Source organism: Paenibacillus illinoisensis NBRC 15959, assembly GCF_004000925.1.
Classification (GTDB): domain Bacteria; phylum Bacillota; class Bacilli; order Paenibacillales; family Paenibacillaceae; genus Paenibacillus; species Paenibacillus illinoisensis.
Map to the genome: position 1 here is coordinate 1 of NZ_BIME01000017.1, position 18569 is coordinate 18569.

Annotated in this window: 20 protein-coding genes and 1 riboswitch; of the genes, 18 read left to right on the top strand and 2 right to left on the bottom strand. The window is 46.0% G+C overall.

Annotated elements, in window-relative coordinates; translation table 11 throughout:
* Positions 1–199: 199 nt before the first annotated feature.
* Positions 200–640 (top strand): hypothetical protein, encoded by a 441-nt coding sequence (locus PIL01S_RS27205; RefSeq protein WP_246058578.1) that lies wholly within the window; start codon positions 200–202, stop codon positions 638–640.
* 651 nt (positions 641–1291) lie between these two features.
* On the opposite strand, the gene PIL01S_RS27210 is transcribed toward PIL01S_RS27205, so the two are convergent.
* The gene (locus PIL01S_RS27210; protein WP_127540835.1) at positions 1292–1816 is read right to left on the bottom strand and encodes a hypothetical protein; all 525 of its coding nucleotides are present in this window, start codon (positions 1814–1816) and stop codon (positions 1292–1294) included.
* A gap of 477 nt (positions 1817–2293) precedes the next feature.
* Between PIL01S_RS27210 and PIL01S_RS27215 the strand changes: the two genes are divergently transcribed.
* From PIL01S_RS27215 to rsmI, 12 genes are all read left to right on the top strand, one after another.
* Complete coding sequence (locus PIL01S_RS27215; protein WP_095293335.1) at positions 2294–2479, top strand: sigma factor G inhibitor Gin; 186 nt, start codon at positions 2294–2296, stop codon at positions 2477–2479.
* A 288-nt stretch (positions 2480–2767) separates the two neighbouring features.
* Positions 2768–4447 (top strand): aminotransferase class I/II-fold pyridoxal phosphate-dependent enzyme, encoded by a 1680-nt coding sequence (locus PIL01S_RS27220; RefSeq protein WP_127540837.1) that lies wholly within the window; start codon positions 2768–2770, stop codon positions 4445–4447.
* Positions 4448–4642: 195 nt separating this feature from the next.
* Positions 4643–5014, top strand: coding sequence for a CidA/LrgA family protein (locus PIL01S_RS30200; protein ID WP_371860024.1), 372 nt, complete (start codon positions 4643–4645; stop codon positions 5012–5014).
* Entirely contained in the window at positions 4990–5682 is a 693-nt protein-coding gene (locus tag PIL01S_RS27230) for an LrgB family protein (protein WP_127540841.1), read from the top strand. The genes PIL01S_RS30200 and PIL01S_RS27230 overlap by 25 nt, the downstream gene beginning before the upstream one ends.
* 227 nt (positions 5683–5909) lie before the next feature.
* Positions 5910–6557 (top strand): dTMP kinase, encoded by a 648-nt coding sequence (gene tmk, locus PIL01S_RS27235; protein WP_110756339.1) that lies wholly within the window; start codon positions 5910–5912, stop codon positions 6555–6557.
* Between the two features lie 59 nt (positions 6558–6616).
* On the top strand, positions 6617–6946 hold the full coding sequence (locus PIL01S_RS27240) for a cyclic-di-AMP receptor (protein WP_017691391.1): 330 nt from the start codon (positions 6617–6619) through the stop codon (positions 6944–6946).
* Positions 6947–7231: 285 nt separating this feature from the next.
* Complete coding sequence (locus tag PIL01S_RS27245) at positions 7232–7675, top strand: YaaR family protein (RefSeq protein WP_127540844.1); 444 nt, start codon at positions 7232–7234, stop codon at positions 7673–7675.
* 9 nt (positions 7676–7684) lie between these two features.
* Complete coding sequence (holB, locus tag PIL01S_RS27250) at positions 7685–8656, top strand: DNA polymerase III subunit delta' (protein ID WP_095293341.1); 972 nt, start codon at positions 7685–7687, stop codon at positions 8654–8656.
* Positions 8657–8774: 118 nt separating this feature from the next.
* Entirely contained in the window at positions 8775–9575 is an 801-nt protein-coding gene (locus PIL01S_RS27255; RefSeq protein WP_095293342.1) for a PSP1 domain-containing protein, read from the top strand.
* A gap of 28 nt (positions 9576–9603) precedes the next feature.
* The gene (gene yabA, locus PIL01S_RS27260; protein WP_095293343.1) at positions 9604–9972 is read left to right on the top strand and encodes a DNA replication initiation control protein YabA; all 369 of its coding nucleotides are present in this window, start codon (positions 9604–9606) and stop codon (positions 9970–9972) included.
* Between the two features lie 99 nt (positions 9973–10071).
* The gene (locus PIL01S_RS27265; protein WP_095293344.1) at positions 10072–10860 is read left to right on the top strand and encodes a tRNA1(Val) (adenine(37)-N6)-methyltransferase; all 789 of its coding nucleotides are present in this window, start codon (positions 10072–10074) and stop codon (positions 10858–10860) included.
* Positions 10861–11742: a 16S rRNA (cytidine(1402)-2'-O)-methyltransferase gene (gene rsmI, locus PIL01S_RS27270; RefSeq protein WP_127540846.1), complete on the top strand. Its 882-nt coding sequence runs from the start codon at positions 10861–10863 to the stop codon at positions 11740–11742.
* A 282-nt stretch (positions 11743–12024) separates the two neighbouring features.
* Here rsmI and PIL01S_RS27275 read toward each other — a convergent pair whose 3' ends face one another.
* Positions 12025–12279 carry an AbrB/MazE/SpoVT family DNA-binding domain-containing protein gene (locus PIL01S_RS27275; protein WP_024633700.1) on the bottom strand — a complete coding sequence of 85 codons (255 nt, stop codon included), beginning with the start codon at positions 12277–12279 and terminating at the stop codon, positions 12025–12027.
* 318 nt (positions 12280–12597) lie between these two features.
* Here PIL01S_RS27275 and PIL01S_RS27280 point away from each other — a divergent pair, with 318 nt between their 5' ends.
* The 5 genes from PIL01S_RS27280 (at position 12598) to rsmA (ending at position 18513) form a co-directional block, all read left to right on the top strand.
* A complete protein-coding gene (locus PIL01S_RS27280; RefSeq protein ID WP_127540848.1) occupies positions 12598–13875 on the top strand; it encodes an HD domain-containing protein in 1278 nt (425 codons plus the stop codon).
* A 310-nt stretch (positions 13876–14185) separates the two neighbouring features.
* Complete coding sequence (locus PIL01S_RS27285) at positions 14186–14956, top strand: TatD family hydrolase (protein ID WP_174818735.1); 771 nt, start codon at positions 14186–14188, stop codon at positions 14954–14956.
* A 242-nt stretch (positions 14957–15198) separates the two neighbouring features.
* Positions 15199–15452, top strand: a riboswitch (cyclic di-AMP (ydaO/yuaA leader).
* 271 nt (positions 15453–15723) lie between these two features.
* On the top strand, positions 15724–16908 hold the full coding sequence (locus tag PIL01S_RS27290) for a 3D domain-containing protein (protein WP_127540850.1): 1185 nt from the start codon (positions 15724–15726) through the stop codon (positions 16906–16908).
* Between the two features lie 152 nt (positions 16909–17060).
* On the top strand, positions 17061–17606 hold the full coding sequence (rnmV, locus tag PIL01S_RS27295; protein ID WP_127540852.1) for a ribonuclease M5: 546 nt from the start codon (positions 17061–17063) through the stop codon (positions 17604–17606).
* Between the two features lie 13 nt (positions 17607–17619).
* Complete coding sequence (rsmA, locus tag PIL01S_RS27300; protein ID WP_127540907.1) at positions 17620–18513, top strand: 16S rRNA (adenine(1518)-N(6)/adenine(1519)-N(6))-dimethyltransferase RsmA; 894 nt, start codon at positions 17620–17622, stop codon at positions 18511–18513.
* Positions 18514–18569 lie beyond the last annotated feature (56 nt).

Sequence of the window (18569 nt, forward strand, 5' to 3'; positions counted from 1 at the left end):
GAACCACTGCCGATGATAATCGGTGGTGGTTTTTATTTTGTTTATAAGGCTGTATTAAGTGAATGCAAGCGTCATCAGAAGGTAACAGTATTGTTACAGAATATAAGTAGGAAATCAGTATAATAGGACTATGTTAAATATGCTAAAAGTACCTGACCACAGAGCTGTGAAATGTGCAGCTGTGAAAAGGAGGGTGTGTGTGTTAAGTTGGCGGAGACTTGGGCTGTATTCATTTCTAATGATTGGTTTGTTGGGTGTGCTTACAGGATGCGGTGATACCGGACCTTCCTGGACTTCATATGAAGGCGCAGTCAACGAGAAGAGTTTCCCTGTACCGAAAGTAGCGAATAAATCGGACCAATCCGGAAACAATTCGGAGATGGACTATGTTCGATATACATTGTCTGGTATTAGTGAGAGTACCAGTTTGCCTGAAGTATATCTAGACGAGATTAAAAGCTGGGGCTGGACGGAGACACAAGCCAAGAGTACATCAAATACCTCAAACTCTCTTCGTGTGTTTGCTAAAGAGGGGCATATTGTGCATCTAGCTGTACATGATGGATTCTTTACGCTAATGGTACCTCGGAATGATACTGCGACAACAACGGTGAAATCCCTTGCTGATGATGAAGAGTAAGAGTACGGTTTGTTTTGTAACATTGTAATGTTCAGACGATACAAGTTCCCGTAAGCCTACGGGGGCTTTTTTTATTTCAGTGAAGAGGAGATACTTTGCGTTGCTGTAGAAGTCTAATGGAGTCCATTCTAGAACCTGGCCTAAGATTAAGATGAGTTGAGCTTCATAAGCTGCCAAGTTACTGCACGTACCATGGGCTCCATGGAAGTCGATACTCCTATACTAGAGGGAAGGCCCTAAAGCAGCTTCTATAAGCATATAGGGATCCTCAGTCATGGTAGTCCAAGCCACTAGTTAAAGCGTAGAGACATGAGCTGAAAATAGTCTTGAGACGAAGAGCAGTAGAAATATGGCTGCTTAATGGGGTACAGTTTAAACGGCTACAATGTCTGATCAATAGATAGAGGATGAGAACGGGAATAAAATAAGTGGGGATAACCTTGTTAGCTTGTACCCATGCTGTGGATAAAAGAAAGGCTAGTTAGAACAAACAAAGGTTATCCACAGTGGATAACCTTTGTTCATTATTAAAGAGTAGGAGAATGCTCGATTGCTTACGAAGATCATGGTTCATTTTCTAAGCCAAGCTGGGAGCAAGGTTTATGTATTGCACATGTACATATATTGCTTTTCATAAAAGAGGTAAAGGCGTTATTGCAGATAGTACGAAACGTCCTCTTCATTTAGTTTGATTAATCCGTCTTTGCGTTCACGTGAGAGAATCATAACCACGTACAGACGGGGGACGAGCAGCCACAGATGCCAGAAAATCAGTGATAGCGTGAAGGACAGCGGAGACCAGATCAGGCAAACAGTAATGATGCATAGTCCAATCCAGCTCATGTTCAGATGTACTCTGACAAACATACGGTAGCTAAAGTGCTGATCCGGAATATAACCTAACCAAGGCATATGGAAGTTCCAGCGCCAGCGTTTGGCATAAGAGGCACGGACCAGAAGCAATATGGTTCTGGCAATGACGTAATGAATCCATAGGGTGATCGGCCCTGCCAGCAGAAAAAAGAAGAGGCCGGTCCAGGAGAATGCCAGTAGATTAAAGAAGAGCATAATGATAGGCAAGCACAGATAGCTGTAGATGACACTGCGGGCAATAGCCTTTTTTTTCAGAAGCCGGTACTGATAAAATGTAGCTTTATTCTCCGGTTCAGCGGTCATACGATTACAAATCCTCCTTCTGGGATCACGTTTCGTGTGTGGACGTATGCTTGTACGTTGCTGTCATGCAAATGATCCATATGCGTATAGGAACCATGGAAGCGCTGTAGGGATGATGTACAAGTTTAAGAGTAGCAGACCTCATACAAGTATATCCTCGGACATCCTGGCTGTCAGGTTCTGATGTATTATATATCGGCTGAAAATCAAAGTTTTTTTAAGATTATAGAATATAAGTTTTTAGTGGAGGTGAAGTTGAAAGTGTATATATGAGGGAGAAGATATAACCTTTTGAAAAGCATGAGTGCAGAAAAGTACGAGCGGTATGCGATTTGTTAAACTTTTGAATCGGTACAGACACCCAATGGGTGGTGGGCGAATATATATATTTTACAGAAAGAAAGCACTATGAAAAGGTTTAAAATAATAGAAACTGTGCAATACTGATAGTAAACGTAAAACAAGGTGGGATGGTTGATGGAAGAACACACCGAACACACATGTATTATCTGCGAACAGAAAAAAAGAGAAGGCATTTTTATTGTATCTGAATTTATATGCGATGCTTGCGAAGCAGAGATGGTTCATACTGATGCACAGGATGCCAAATACAATTATTTTATACACCAAATGAAACAGATTTGGGTGCAAAAAAACGCATAATGACCATAAGCCGAAACATCCATTGATGTAGGTGTATTCAGGGGCCCATAGGGCCTTTTTCTGTTTGATACGGAGGATTGTAGAACAGAGGATCATGAATAGCCGTGGATTCGGCAAAAAGACTGATATAATAAAAGGGGTAATGAGGAGCAGAATAAGAGTAATCTTGTGCTTTTCACTTAATGCCCGATCGAGAGAGGGACAGTTCGCAAAAGAACTCTTATTATAATAGGAAGTTAAAGAGCAAACGTGAATTCAAATTTAGTGATTATATAGGAAGGTAATTCTATGAAATATAAACCATATCATGCTCCTTTGTATGAGGCTCTGCTTCATTACCAGGAGTCGGGGAATCGTTCCTTTCATGTGCCTGGGCATAAGAATGGACAAGCTTATCGAAGTTTGATGAATCCAGAAAATAGGAAGCAGCACGGAAGTTCTGACGTTATACCAACGGCGGCCTTTCTGGACATGATGCAGATGGATGTAACGGAAATTACCGGTACGGATGATCTGCATCATCCAGAAGGGGTGATTCTGGGAGCTCAACAGCTGGCGGCTGATTGTTTTGGTGCGGAGGAGAGCTTCTTCCTTGTGGGGGGAAGTACGGCAGGTAATTTGGCTATGCTGCTTACGGTGTGTGATGAGCCACAAAGTATCGTACTTGTCCAACGTAATGTACATAAATCAGTCATTCATGGTCTGATGCTTGCTGGTGCCAGAGCTGTGTTTCTGGAGCCGCATGTTGATCCATCCAGCGGACTTGCCGTTATGCCGTCGGCAGAGACGGTTGAGGCTGCTGTCCAGGCATATCCTGAGGCAAAGGGAGTACTTGTTACTTTGCCGAATTATTACGGCATGGGCGATGATCTGAAGCCCATAGCCGACATATGTCACGCTGCTGGCATGCCACTGCTCGTGGACGAAGCGCATGGCGCGCATTATGGACAGCATCCAGAGCTGCCTGCTTCAGCCTTGTCATGCGGAGCGGACGGGGTGGTGCAGTCGACCCATAAGATGCTGTCTGCCTTCACCATGGGAGCCATGCTGCACATTCAGGGACCGTTGTTGAATCGGTCCCTGCTGAGGCAGCGCCTGGCCATGGTGCAGAGCTCAAGCCCATCATACCTGGTGATGGCTTCGCTTGATCTTGCGCGCCGACTGCTGCATGTGCAGGGCGCAGACACCTTCACGGCGGGGCTTGCCGCCGTGGATGCCTTCAAGCGCGGCCTTGCAGAGCTGCCGCGCTTTCAGCTGCTGCAGCCTGTGCAGGCGCTGCAGCAAGAGCCGCCAGCCGGGGCAGAGCCGGCTGCTGGCGGTAACAAGGCCGCCGATGCATCGGGGCGGCCAACAGCACCTCCCGCGGCGGCGATGCCTTCTGCCGCGGGCTACACCGCTCAGGACCCGTTCAAAGTCGTCATATATGACGGGGCGGGGGTGCTGAGCGGTTATGGGCTGCAGCAGCAGCTGGAAGCATACGGCTGCGTGCCCGAGATGAGCGACGAACGGTACGTCGTCCTGCTCTTCAGCCTTGGCTCAACGCGAAGTGATGCTGAGCACCTGCTGCAGGCGTTAGAGCACATTAGTCAGGCTAATGAGAATGAGCTTAGGCAAGGCCTGAACGAGCCATCGGCGCAAGCTGCGAAGAAGGCAGTTCACTATATTTCCACGTGGAACAATTTACAAGATGCATCTGTGGAGCCCTTTTCAGAGCCTATTGTGTTCTCACTACAACCACTATCAGAAAAGGATACAGCAGAAGTTGAACTCGAAGACTGTGCAGGCTATCGATCCGCTGAGATGATTATTCCGTATCCTCCTGGAATCCCTCTTCTATATGCCGGGGAACGAATAAGTCCTGCTGCAGTAAAACGTATACAGCTTCTGAGGGATGAAGGGTCAAGGTTTCATGGCGCAGCGGATGATACTCTTCGATCATTGAAGATCATAAAGGAAGGGCAGAAGTGAAGTTAAACCCCAAAATGTGGGGGTGATACTTACTACTCATATGTACTCACTCACTCTTTCATTCACTAATCCCTCATTCATTCTATTATTCGTACCATCTAAGACATCATGTGCTGTCTGGACATAAGAAAGAAGGGAATTATTTTGGATATTCCGATAAAGAAATATACAGGAATAGTCCTGCAAGTCATGTTAATGTATGGCTTTTATTGGATAGGAACCTGGATACAGTCTATATTGCATCTACCTTTGACAGGCAGCATTGTGGGCATGCTGCTTTTGTTCATGGTCATTCAACTGGGTTGGATCAGGATCAGCTGGGGAAATGAAGGTTCATCCTGGCTCCAGTCCAATCTGCAGTTATTGTTTATCCCGCCTACGGTAGGTATCATTAATCACTTTGACTTTTTTACTGCGAATACAATTTTGCTTGTGTTGGGATTGATCCTCAGTACCCTAGTAACTTGCTTGCTATCTGCCAAAATTGGTGAGTGGCTCATGACGTGGATAAGATCGCATCGAGACAAGAAGGAGGCGATCTCATGTCAACATTCATCATCGGAATAGCTATGATTGCTCTGACTATGGCCTTGTATATCCCGGCGACTCACCTATATAAGAGGATAAAGTGGCCTATTCTTATGCCTGTGTTAACAACAACAGCAGTCATTGTGGTTATTCTGCTTATTACAGGAATTAAACTGGATACCTATATGCTGGGTGGAAAATGGATACAGGATCTTCTGGGGCCTGCGGTTGTTTCCTTAGCCTTCCCTTTATCCAAACACATGGATGTGCTCAAACGGAACGTCATTCCCATTCTGGGTGGTACACTTGGAGGAAGCATCGTAGGGATGTTTACCGGAGCATCGGTAGCCCTACTGCTTGGTTATCCCAAAGATATCGTGATCGCCTTACTGCCAAAGTCAGTCACTACTCCTGTTGCCATCCAGTTGGCAGATCAGGCAGGAGGCAACGCTTCATTTACGTCCCTATTTGTAATGATTGCCGGTTTTTCGGGGATATTACTTGGGCCGCTGATGATGAAATGGATTCGAATAAAGGATAATAGTGCCTATGGCATTGGACTCGGTTCAGCTTCTCATGCACTTGGCATGGCCAGATCCTTTGAATATGGCGAGAATGCTGTAGCATTAAGTTCTGTCTCCATGATTGTCAGTGCAATAACCGGATCATTGTTCCTTCCCTTATGGGTGTCCATTATCTATGGTTGACTGGTCATCTCTATTGAAAATATTGGCGGAATAGCTGACCGCTATCGCTTGATCATGTATAGTATTATAGTAAGAAGCTTGTACAATATGGCCCAAACGACAATACCATGATCATGAACATACACCTCTGGGCGTGTGATTTCATAATCTGAAGTAGAAAGATCAGAGCCATATAACATTCACAGCAGAGTAAGATGCCATTATCGACATAGAAAGCAGGGAAGCATATGCAGGGCAGAGGTAAATTCATTACGTTGGAGGGGGGAGAAGGGTCCGGTAAAACAACGATGATCAGCAGATTGGGTTCTTACTTCGAGGAACAGGGTATACCTTACGTAGTTACTCGTGAACCTGGCGGGATCGAGATCGCGGAGAAAATACGTGCTATTATCCTTGACCCTCTCCATACGGCAATGGATGCGCGTACCGAAGCACTGCTCTATGCAGCTGCACGCAGCCAGCACTTGGCCGAGAAGGTGGAACCGGCGCTGAAGGCAGGCAAGACGGTCATCTGCGACCGCTTTGTCGACAGCAGTCTGGCATATCAAGGTCATGCACGTGGGCTCGGAATAGAGAATGTCTGGGCCATTAACCGGTTCGCAATAGGTGAGCTTATGCCGGATGTTACACTATATCTGGACATCGAGCCTGAAGCAGGTCTTGCCCGGATTGATGCCCACGATGGACGTGAGGTAAACCGTCTGGATCTAGAGAGTCTGGAATTCCATCGTAAGGTTAGAGAAGGGTACTTCCTGTTAAAGGAACAATTCCCGGAACGAATCCAGGTTATTGATGCTTCCAGACAGCCTGATGAAGTCGCAGCAGCATTGATTTTGTCGCTGGAGACAGGGATTTTGAAGGATTTTGGCGAGTAATTGTCTAATATATAGACAGGGCATTTCAAAGGTGCTTATTCTGAAGGAGGTTATGCAGGATGAAACTGATTGTTGCGATTATACAGGATAAAGACAGCAACCGATTATCCAGCGCATTGGTCAAAGCTAATTTTCGGGCAACGAAATTGGCCAGTACCGGTGGATTTTTGAAGGCAGGCAACACGACGTTTATGATCGGTGTCGATGATGGTCAAGTCGAGTCCGTAATGAATGTCATTCGCAGCAGCTGTAAGGTTCGTGAACAGCTCGTGACCCCGGTCACACCGATGAGCGGAACAACCGACTCTTACCTGCCGCTGCCTGTTGAAGTCCAAGTCGGTGGAGCTACTGTGTTTGTTCTGCCAGTGGATCGTTTTGAACACTTCTAATAATGCGTTCTGTATCTATGATGCAAAATGATTGCTAGTGTTCTTAGGCGACTTATATGCGTCCTTCTTGATAACAGGAATCGGCGTTTTCCGTCCGAAATTAGGCCATCTATATGAAGGGATTGCTTTCTTTCGGGCGGAAGTTGACTACCAAGCAGGTTAATGGTGGCAAGTTTTATCTACCATTATATATAGAGACTCATACAAGGGTATCTTCCACGCACAGGCGCAGCGCGCACTGTGCTGATGGTCGATGGTCTACTATAATAGAAAGCGGGCATATCGATGAAAATCAATCCTGGATTTAGACCGATGCAGAGCGGGATCAATTCTACTGACTCCAGTTCCAAACCGGTTCAATCCAAAAGTTTCTCTGACATGATGAGCCACCAGGGCGAACGAGCCTCACAAGCCGAGCTTAACCGCCGGCTAAGTGAAATTCAGATGCAGGGCGATCGCTTGGCTCGTTCCATGACGATTCGTGAACTGAAAGCATACAAGCAGCTTGTCAAAAGATTTCTGGAAGAAACGGTTCGCCGGGGTGTATCCATGAAAGAGACCAGAGGATGGGATCGGCGGGGCAGAGGCAAAAGATACAAGCTAATTGATGAAATCGACTCTGCGCTGTTATCCATGGCTGATGAACTGCTCGAAACAGAAGAAGGTAAAATCACGTTATTACAACAAGTAGGAGAAATTCGGGGAATGCTTATTAATTTAAGCTTCTGAGGAGGAAGTATGTCCTTTCAACAAATTATGGGTCAGCAGGCAGCCAAGCAGATGTTGCAGAGCAGCTTGAGACGCCAGGCAATCAGCCATGCGTATTTGTTTAGCGGGCCAGCGGGCAGCGGGCAGCTGAAGACAGCGGTCACGTTTGCCAAAGCCATATTCTGTACAGAGCTTGAAGATGATGCCTGCGGACAATGTCTGGAGTGCCGTAAGGTCGAGCATGGTAATCATCCGGATTTAACGATGCTTGCACCAGATGGAAACAATATTAAAATTGATCAGATTCGGGATCTGCAGCGTATTTTCTCATATCGTTCAGAGGCTGGCCATCCCAAAGTCTATATTATAGAACAGGCAGAAAAAATGACCGTACAGGCGGCGAATAGTCTGCTGAAGTTCCTGGAAGAGCCGCAGGTGCCTGCGGTAGGAATTCTGATTACGGACAATGGTCAAGCCATGCTTCCAACTATCCGTTCACGCTCACAGCTTGTTCCTTTCAGTGCACTGAATCCGGAAGAAATGCTGCAAGCTTTGATTGCGGAGGGGCATCCGGCCAATCTTGCACGTTCAGCGGTTCATTTGGCGTCAGGACTCGAATCATGTAGAGAAATTCTCCAGCAGAATTGGTTTGCAGAAATTAGAAACGTAATGTTACAATTAGGGAAGGAGTCCCTGGGCAGAGGCAGCACATCATTAATCTCTGCACAGCAGAAGCTTTTTAAAACCGGACTCTCAGAACATCTGGATATTATGCTAAGTCTATTCCATTTATGGTTTAGGGATATGCTGTATGTCCAGCACGGTAGGCATGAACATATCGTTTTTATAGATCAGTTGGACATGCTGTCTCAGTTGGCTAATACCCGCAGCACGGAGCAGTGGGTGTCCTATATGGATTTGGCCGCAGCATGCAGAAAAAAATTGCGTTTCAACGTCAATGGCCAGCTTTGTCTGGAGCAATTTTTGATCGGTTTGGCATAAGGCTGGGGAGAGGACAGTTTTAGTTCCATTCATATGCAAACGGTTATTACTTCGGAGGGTTCCCTAAGAAGACAGGGCTTCAGACGAAGTGGGATTGGCTTACAAGGGGGTTAATTTTTTGTATAGTGTAGTGGGTGTCCGTTTCAAAAAAGCGGGCAAAATTTATTACTTCGATCCCCTGGACCTTCCCATTGAGAAAGAAAACTGCGTTATCGTGGAGACAGCGCGGGGGGTAGAGTACGGTAAGGTAGTTGTTGGCAAGAAGGAAGTAAGCGAGTCCGATGTGGTGCTGCCACTCAAAAAGGTCATTCGGGTTGCGGGAGATACAGATGCCCGTGTGGTGGATGAGAACAAGCGGGCAGCCAAAGAAGCATTCGGTACTTGTTTAAATAAAATCAAAGACCATGGCCTCAAGATGAAGCTGGTCGATGTGGAATTTACGTTTGATCGCAACAAGATCATTTTTTATTTTACAGCTGAAGGAAGAGTGGATTTCCGGGAGCTGGTTAAGGATCTGGCAAGCATTTTTCGGACACGGATCGAGCTGCGTCAGATTGGTGTACGGGATGAGGCCAAGATGCTTGGAGGAATCGGACCTTGCGGCCGTGTATTATGCTGTTCTTCCTGGCTGGGAGACTTTGAGCCGGTATCCATCAAGATGGCCAAAGATCAGAGCCTGTCACTGAATCCGACGAAAATTTCAGGGTTGTGCGGAAGACTCATGTGCTGTCTGAAATTTGAGCATGATAACTATGAAAGTGTGAGAGAAGAACTGCCGGCTGTAGGCAAGTTGGTCGTCACCTCTATGGGTGAAGGGAAAGTTGTCGGCATCAATGCCGGTAATCGCACAGTCCATGTTCAACTGTTCGACATCAGTAAAGTCAAAGAACTTCCGCTGGATGACGTCGTTATCAAGTAAACCATAAAGGTTGCTTCGGGGTGGAAACTTGGAAAAGAAAAATCTGTTTACGCACATTCATGAAATGGAAACCCAATTGGGTCAGTTGCACAGTGATTTAGGAGAGTTAAAAATGATTGTCAAAGAGCTGCTTGAAGATAATCAGCGGCTTACGATTGAGAATGAGCAGCTACGCAAACTGCTCAAGCGTGAGGCTCCGGTAGATCTGCCTGTTTCATCTGCACTGGCTCCAGCCGCTAGACCGGCAGGTCCGGCTACAGGTGAAGATGTGGTAGGTGAAGGATATGATAATCTGGCCCGGCTGTATCACGAAGGATTCCATATCTGCAATGTCTATTACGGACATCTGCGGACGGAAGGCGATTGTCTGTTCTGCCTGTCTTTTTTGAATAAATGAAGTGACCGTAGGGAAGATCCCCTACGGTTTTTTTTCAAGGTTATAGACCTAAACTAAAGCTAAAATGCGATATAGAGTACCGGAGGATGAACGTATCATATGACAGCCAATGAAGCTAAAGAAGTAATTTTGCATGAATCAGAACGGATTGATGATCTGCTCTCTCATGATTTGAGAATCATTCAAAGTGATGAAGTATTCAGTTTTTCTATGGACGCCGTATTGCTTGCCCGGTTTGCTTCTGTTCCTAAACGAGGCCGTGTACTCGATTTATGTACGGGGAATGGGGTTGTTCCCATTCTGCTGACAACGCGTACGCAGGCCACCCTGGAAGGAATCGAGATTCAGCCAAGGCTGGCAGATATGGCACGGAGAAGCGTGAAGCTGAATGCTCTGGACCAATCGATCACAATTCATGAAGGCGACCTGCGGGAACTGGTGAAACAGACAGGACATGCTGTGTATGATGCGATTACTGTGAATCCGCCATATATGCCGCTAAATGGAAGTGACCTGAAAATGAATACACACCAAGCCATGGCACGTCATGAGTTGGGATGTACATTGGAGGAAGTTATTCAGGCATGCAATCGTCTCGTGCGTAATGGAGGAAAGGTATCCATGGTTCACCGCCCTCAACGGCTAGGGGAGATTATCTCTCTGATGAGGGAGTACAAGCTTGAGCCGAAGCGAATCCGAATGGTTCATCCACGCGCTCACCTCGAAGCCAATATGGTGCTAATCGAAGCGCTGAAGGATGGCAAACCCGAAGTGCGCATGCTTCCGCCCCTCATTGTCTACAATGAAGAAGGAACCTACTGTGATGAAATTATGGATATTTATTACGGATCACAACAACCAACGGGTACTACGGAAGGAGGAGTGTAAGTGACTTTGCACATTCAAAAAAGCTATGCGGAAGCCCATGATGGTCGGGGTAAGTTATATTTGGTTGGAACACCGATTGGGAATTTGGATGATATGACATTTCGAGCAATTAAGACATTGCAGAGTTGTGATATCATTGCGGCAGAAGATACAAGGCAAACCCGAAAGCTGCTCACTCATTTTGAGATCACCCCTTCCATGTTGTTTAGTTATCATGAACATAATAAGGCCGCAAGTGGCCCTGAACTGATACGCTATATAATAGAAGGAAAAAATTTGGCACTGGTCAGCGATGCTGGTTTGCCAGCCATTTCAGACCCGGGTTCTGATCTGGTACAACTAGCAATTGAGGCAGGAATTCATGTTATTCCGATTCCGGGTGCCAATGCAGCATTGTCTGCTCTAATTGTATCCGGACTACCGACGGAACGCTTCACGTTCGGCGGCTTTTTGCCGCGCGAGAAAAAGGATATGCGAAAAGTGCTGGAGGGTTTTGACGAATCTAACGGTACGTTGTTGTTTTATGAGTCACCGCATCGTATTCGCAAAACGTTGGTCAATCTGGAAGAGATTCTGGGGGATCGTTCGGTTGTGCTGGCTCGTGAGCTGACGAAGCGACATGAGGAATTTGCACGAGGCACGGTTCGCGAGTGCATAGACTGGCTGGAGGAACATCCGCCGCTTGGAGAGTACTGTTTGCTTGTAGAAGGCATTAAGGAACAGGAGCGTAAAGCAGAGCGTGAAGCCTGGTGGCAGCAATTGTCCCTGGAGGACCACGTCAGCCATTATGAAGGCGAAGGACTTCACCGCAAAGATGCGATGAAAAAAACAGCAGCGGACCGAGGATTAACGAAACGTGATGTATATAACGCGCTGATCTAATCCTCTGCATGATCCAAACATACGGTTAAATAGGGGAACATAACCTGAAAAGTTTCTTATTGGAAACCTTAGAGAAATATTAAAAGTCACAGGCGGTGCAAAAATAAATCTTGAATTTTTTCACCGCTTTCCTGGTTATGTCATGCCTGCATTTATGGTTGGTCCGAATAGGGTAATAAAAAAAAAGACCTTCCAACGGTGGGGTTCACACCGGGAAGGCAAGTAAGGAATATAAAAAGGTTAGAATTAACAATTCAATAAGTCCATTATACCTGAAATTTCTTATTTTGTCACAGGTGCAGGGATTTCAGAAATACATTCGTTACAAACGATTTTACCTTTGAAGTATGTAACGTTCTCAGCGTTACCACAGAAGATACAAGCTGGCTCGTATTTTTTCAACATGATGCGCTCACCGTCAACATAGATTTCCAGAGCATCTTTTTCACCGATACCCAGTGTACGGCGCAATTCGATTGGAATAACTACCCGTCCCAGTTCGTCTACTTTTCTAACAATACCTGTTGATTTCATCATTATAATCAGTGCTCCTCTCAGCTACTTATCTTTGTCATTATTCGACATTATTTTATGTTTTATGATACTCATCATACCAACGATTCCCAAAACAGTCAACCTTAAAATTAGCTTAAAATTAAGGCTGTTTTGGATAAGATTACGGGTGGCAAGGGGTTAAGAGCGATTTTTCATATTTAAACATCAATGTCAGCTTTGTCGATTTGGAAAACATTAAAAGTACCTTATTCGACAAAATTCGTCATTGTGTGTCGAATAATTGGGCTGGTTAGGGCTAAAAGCGACAAACACAACTCAAAAACAAGGGAGCGAAGCGACATGGAACAGCGTTTAACCGAAGAGAAAGTGTTTAAAGATCCGGTACATAATTATATTCATGTGCAAGATCCGATCATATGGCAGTTGATCAATACCCCCGAGTTTCAGCGCTTGCGACGGATCCGTCAGTTGGGAACATCCTATCTGACTTTTCACGGTGCTGAACACAGCCGGTTTTCACACTCATTGGGTGTTTACGAAATTACACGGAAGATTATCTCTCAATTTGAAAGAAGTCACTACTCCGATTGGCCTAAGGAAGAAAAAGCCGTTGCACTCTGCGCTGCATTATTGCATGACTTGGGTCACGGGCCATTCTCTCACTCCATTGAAGAAGCCTTCGACATGAACCATGAGGACTGGACCTGCCGAATTATTCTTGGGGATACCGAAGTGGGGGCGATCCTGAGACGGGTTGCTCCCGATTTCCCGGAGAAGGTGGCCTCTGTTATTCAGAAAACATATGAAAAGCCAATCGTCGTGAATTTGGTCACTAGCCCACTTGATGCAGACCGGATGGACTATTTGCTTCGGGATGCATACTTTACAGGTGTAAACTACGGAACCATCGACCTTGACCGCATCCTGCGAATGCTTCGTCCTTATCACGGAAGAATTGTAGTCAAGGAATCCGGTATGCATGCCGTGGAAGACTATTTGATGTCACGTTACCAGATGTACTGGCAGATTTATTTCCATCCGGTGACCCGAAGCTCCGAAATTATCCTGAGACAAATATTTAAGCGTGCAAAAGAGCTAGTAAAGCAGGGGTTCCAATTCCGTTTCATGCTGGAGCCACTGCCACAACTGTTTGACGGAGTGCTCTCTGTCGATGAATATCTCCAATTGGATGAGGCTTTAATCCAGACCACATTCATGCAGTGGCGTAAAGAGAACGATTCTGTTCTAAGCGAGTTATGCGAACGTTTTATGGATCGCAGGTTGTATAAGTATGTAGAGGTTGAACAGATCGATGTGGAAACGATTGAAGAAATTCGGGTTGCCTTTGCCAAAGCGGGTCTTCAACCCGAATATGACTTGGAAATTGATTTTCCGACGGATCTTCCGTATGATGTGTTTCGTCCGGATGAATCGACAGACAAACAGATTCTGCTGCTGGATAGACAGGACAAGTTGCATGAATTATCCGAGGTTTCGGACATCGTCCGTTCAATCAGCGGTATACATCGTGGTAAGCACCATCTGTACTATCCGCAAAACAAGGTGGACGCCATCATTCACGAGCTGCCATCTCATATTCGCCCATACTTCTCATGATTATGAAGTGAGCCGTGGAGAGCAAAAAATTTACAAATTAGCTATGACAGAAAGAATTTCTATTTCGAGATATTATCATGATACAGTAATCTGCTTTAATGGAGAGTATATGTAGATCGACATAATTTTGTAATGTACACTTTTTTTGAACAAGTTGAGATCATAAGGGCTCCTATATATAGTAGAAATTAAATTTGGTAATTCCACATGTTGTACTCTGAAAAATCAATGATGATGATAAAATGGGTGCATTTTATAGGATTTTGATTGGGATAGAAAACAGTTATTCGACAGGAAGGGAGAAATACAAATGATGTTATTCGACACACATACACACCTGGATGCACCGCAATTCGACGAGGACCGCGAGGAGATGATTCAACGTGCTGTAGACGCCGGGGTTGGCCGTATGATCAATGTCGGTTTCAACCGGGAGACCATTCCATCCACGATGAAGCTTGCCGAAACGTATGATTTTATATATGCTGCTGTAGGCTGGCATCCTCAGGATGCCATTACGATGCAGGAGGGCGATCTCGAGTGGATTGCGTCTCTGTGCAAACATGAAAAAGTCGTTGCCATAGGCGAGATTGGCCTGGATTATTATTGGGACACTTCACCCAAGGATGTGCAGCATCGTGTATTAAGACAACAGATCGGACTGGCTCGTGAACTTAACATGCCTATTGTCATTCATAATCGCGATGCTCATGAGGATATTGTCAAAATTTTGCGTGAAGAGAAAGCTGGACAAGTCGGGGGTGTCATGCACTCTTTCTCAGGAAGCTGGGAAACGGCAAAACTCTGTCTTGATCTAGGGTTCCATCTATCCTTCGGTGGACCAATTACGTTCAAAAATGCCAAGCAGCCGAAAGAGGTACTGGCGAAGGTACCGATGGACCGATTTTTCATTGAAACCGACTCCCCATATCTTACACCACATCCTTATCGTGGAAAACGAAATGAAACAGCGCATGTACGTCTGGTTGCAGAAGCAGCTGCGGAAATTAAAGGCATTTCGGTAGAGGAAATTGCTGCAATAACGACCAAAAATGCCATGGAACGATTTGGAATTCGTTAAAAAACGAAGCAAATGCGATGAAAAAGAGAGGTAGACGGAGCGAATTTGCTTTTTGATCCAAATAAATGAAGAATATTACAATATTTTAACCAAATATTTAGAAAAACGTACTTGAACAACGCTTTACAACATGCATCGAAACAGGATATCATCTTTTCAGTGAATTGTTGTGAGGAAAATTGGACAGATGTTCGGGGGATGAACAAAGGGACACTTTCCGATGACACAACAATACTTTTCATGAACCGATCTCGCTGAGTCTCCGTTAACGGAGAGCGGGGGAACCAATAGGGCTTAAACATCAGTGTTAGCAGCTGATGCGCATCGTTCGCTGACCCAAAAGCAGCGGATGCATTTGCGAAGCACTATTTGATTTCTTCTTTGGGTCTCGGGGTGAATTCAAGGGCATCCGCCATGAGCGGGTGACCGGAGATAGGGCGGCTCTCTTTCGCCCGAACCCGACAGCTAACCTCGCAAGCGGAAAAAGAGAGGCAACCTCGTGCATGAATTTCCGATATTCAAAATCATTCGGAAGCCACGAAAGAGTTCCTCTTACACTCTTTCTTTGGCTTTTTTGTTTTTGAATAAAAGAAATAAGGTCATCATACGGTAAGAATTCAGGTGGTGACATCATGTTGCGAAGAGTGGTTCATGGTGCAGAACCGGTCATTGAGATATCGATCAGTTCTGTAGAAAATTTGGTATAGTCGCGTCAAAGACATCATGCATTAACTTTAGACGGCGAGGCTATGAAGGAGGACGGAGAAGTGGGCACATTCCAACCAGAAGAGACCCATGAGTCACGATCATCCAGTAAGTCTTACGCGTTGCGGTGGAAGCATGAGAACATGCGTCAAATGGCACTGATCGCTATTTTCTCAATCGCGCTTACAATCATGATCTTGTTAGTCGTTTACGGTCAAGCCGGGAAACAAATTTCGCTGGTTATTGATGGCAAAGCTCAAGCGGTAGAGACTCGTACAGGAATGCTTCAAGAAATGCTGGAGGAGCAATCAATCACAGTCAGCCCCCACGATGAGGTATCCATGCCTTTGAACGGGGCAATCGCAGATGGAGACCGCATTGTTATTGAGCGGGCCGTTCCAGTCAACATTACGGCAGACGGAGACACCAAGACTCTGTATACAACCGATTCATCGGTAGAAGATGCAATTCAGAAATCTGGAATTGAAGTTGCCAGTGAGGATAAGGTTTATCCTGCGCTCGCAACACCAATCAAGGCAGATATGAAAATTCGCGTAGTGCGTGTAACAAAGCGTACAGTGGAAGTGGAACAGCCGATTGCGTACAAAGTAATCAAAACGGCTGACCCTAGCTTGTACAAAGGTGACAATCGTGTCATCGTAAACGGCAAAGAAGGTACACTTGTACAGCATATCGAAAAGGTGTTTCAGGATGGAGAGTTAGTCTCCAAAAAGATGGTGGGCAAATCGGTATCGACCAATCGTGTCGATAAAGTTATTGCTGTCGGAACCAAAGCAAAACCTGTTGTGAAGCAGCCGGAGATTCAGACGGTATCGGCCCAAACCTCCACAGCAAAGAAAGCAACGACAACGAACTCGAAGAAAACCGCTGCATCAGGCAGCAAAGTGATTACCGTCTCAGGCACTTCTTTTAAATATTCTAAAGTACTTAAAAATGTATCGATGACCGCTTACTCTTCTGAGGAGCCTGGCATTGGTACAAAAACAGCTTCCGGTACCCGGGTAACTGAAGGACGGACCATTGCGGTCGATCCAAAAGTGATTCCGATCGGCTGGTGGGTGTACATTGAGGGCCTCGGCTTCCGTCGTGCGGAAGATACCGGCGGTGCCATTAAAGGCAACAAAATCGATGTGTATTATGACAGTGTAAAGCATGCCCTGAATTTCGGACGTAAGAAAGGCAAGACGGTATATGTGATCGGTCCGGTGAAGCCGGAAGCGAACTAAAATCGTTTTACTTTGAAATGGGAATGCTATAAAATAGTTGCATGAATGAATCATGCGGAATATGCGGCGGTGGAGTCTGAATAGGCTCGCCGCCGTTTGGCAGAGAAGAGGATATTCCTCTTCTTTTTGCGTTAGAAAGGAAGAAATGGAACATGATAAAAGAAGTCATTGTGGTAGAAGGACGCGACGATACCGTCGCCATCCGGCGGGCTGTTGAGGCAGACACCATAGAGACCGGCGGATCAGCCATCAATCAGCGAATCCTGAAGCGAATTGCACTGGCACAGGAGAGACGCGGTGTGATTGTTCTTACGGACCCGGATCATGCCGGTGAGCGCATTCGCAAAATCATTGCAAATAAGGTCCCAGGCTGCAAGCATGCTTTTATTCCGGAAGCCGATGCAACCCGTAAAGGGGATATCGGGGTCGAGAATGCCTCACCTGAGGCAATCCGCCATGCGCTGGAGCGTGTGCATACCTCGTATGAGGGTATGCCGAGCCAGATCGATTGGGAGGACTTGATTGCAGCAGGACTGATTGTGCACCCGCAGGCAGCCGCAAGACGTATGGAGATGGGGAATCTGCTGGGCATCGGTTACTGCAACGGAAAGCAGTTCCACAAGCGGCTGGGTGTATTCCAAATTAGCCGGGAAGAGTTTTCTGCAGCATTATCGCAAATTGAACGTGAAGGATTGTGAGTGTATGAATGGCATGGATGAGATTTTGGAAATTGCAACACCCAAGCGAACGAAAGAGATAATTCAGAGACACGGTTTCTCCTTTAAAAAAAGTCTAGGTCAGAACTTTCTGATTGATCAGAATATATTGAACAAAATTGTAAATGCAGCGGATCTGGACGAGTCCAAGGGCGCACTCGAAATCGGCCCGGGAATTGGGGCACTTACGGAGAGACTGGCCCGAGTAGCCGGCCCTGTAACAGCTGTAGAAATCGATCAGCGTTTGTTACCGATCCTTGGAGAAGTAATGGAGCCTTACCCCAACGTTCGGATACAGCACGGCGATGTGCTCAAGCTGGACTTGGCAGAGCTTTTCCGCACAGACTTTGCTAGTGTGAGCAAGGTGAGTGTTGTAGCCAATCTGCCGTACTATGTGACGACTCCGATTATGATGAAACTGCTGGAAGAGAAACTGCCGGTAGACAGCATTGTCGTTATGATTCAGAAGGAAGTAGCAGAACGTATGGCAGCTGCCCCCGGCTCGAAGGACTACGGAAGTCTGAGCATTGCGGTCCAATATTACAGTGTGCCTGAATTGGTTTGTATTGTGCCGCCAACCGTATTTATTCCGCAGCCGAATGTTGAATCGGCTGTCATCAAGCTCAAGGTTCGTGAGCAGCCTCCTGTGGAGGTTCCGAGTGAAGCACATTTCTTCGAAGTGGTACAAGCTTCGTTTGCCCAGCGTAGAAAAACCATCTCCAATAATCTGAAAGCCCGCTTTTTCACCAAGGAAAACCGGGAGCAGGCGGATCAATTGTTGGAGCAGGCTGGCATTCAGCCGTCCAGACGGGGTGAGACACTTAGTCTGCAGGAATATGCGACGCTAAGCACGGTGATGTGGGATGCAGGAGTTCGTACCGGCCTGTAAATAAATTCGGATGAACCAAACCGGGTCTTTGCCCATACGATGGGGTAGAGGTGATT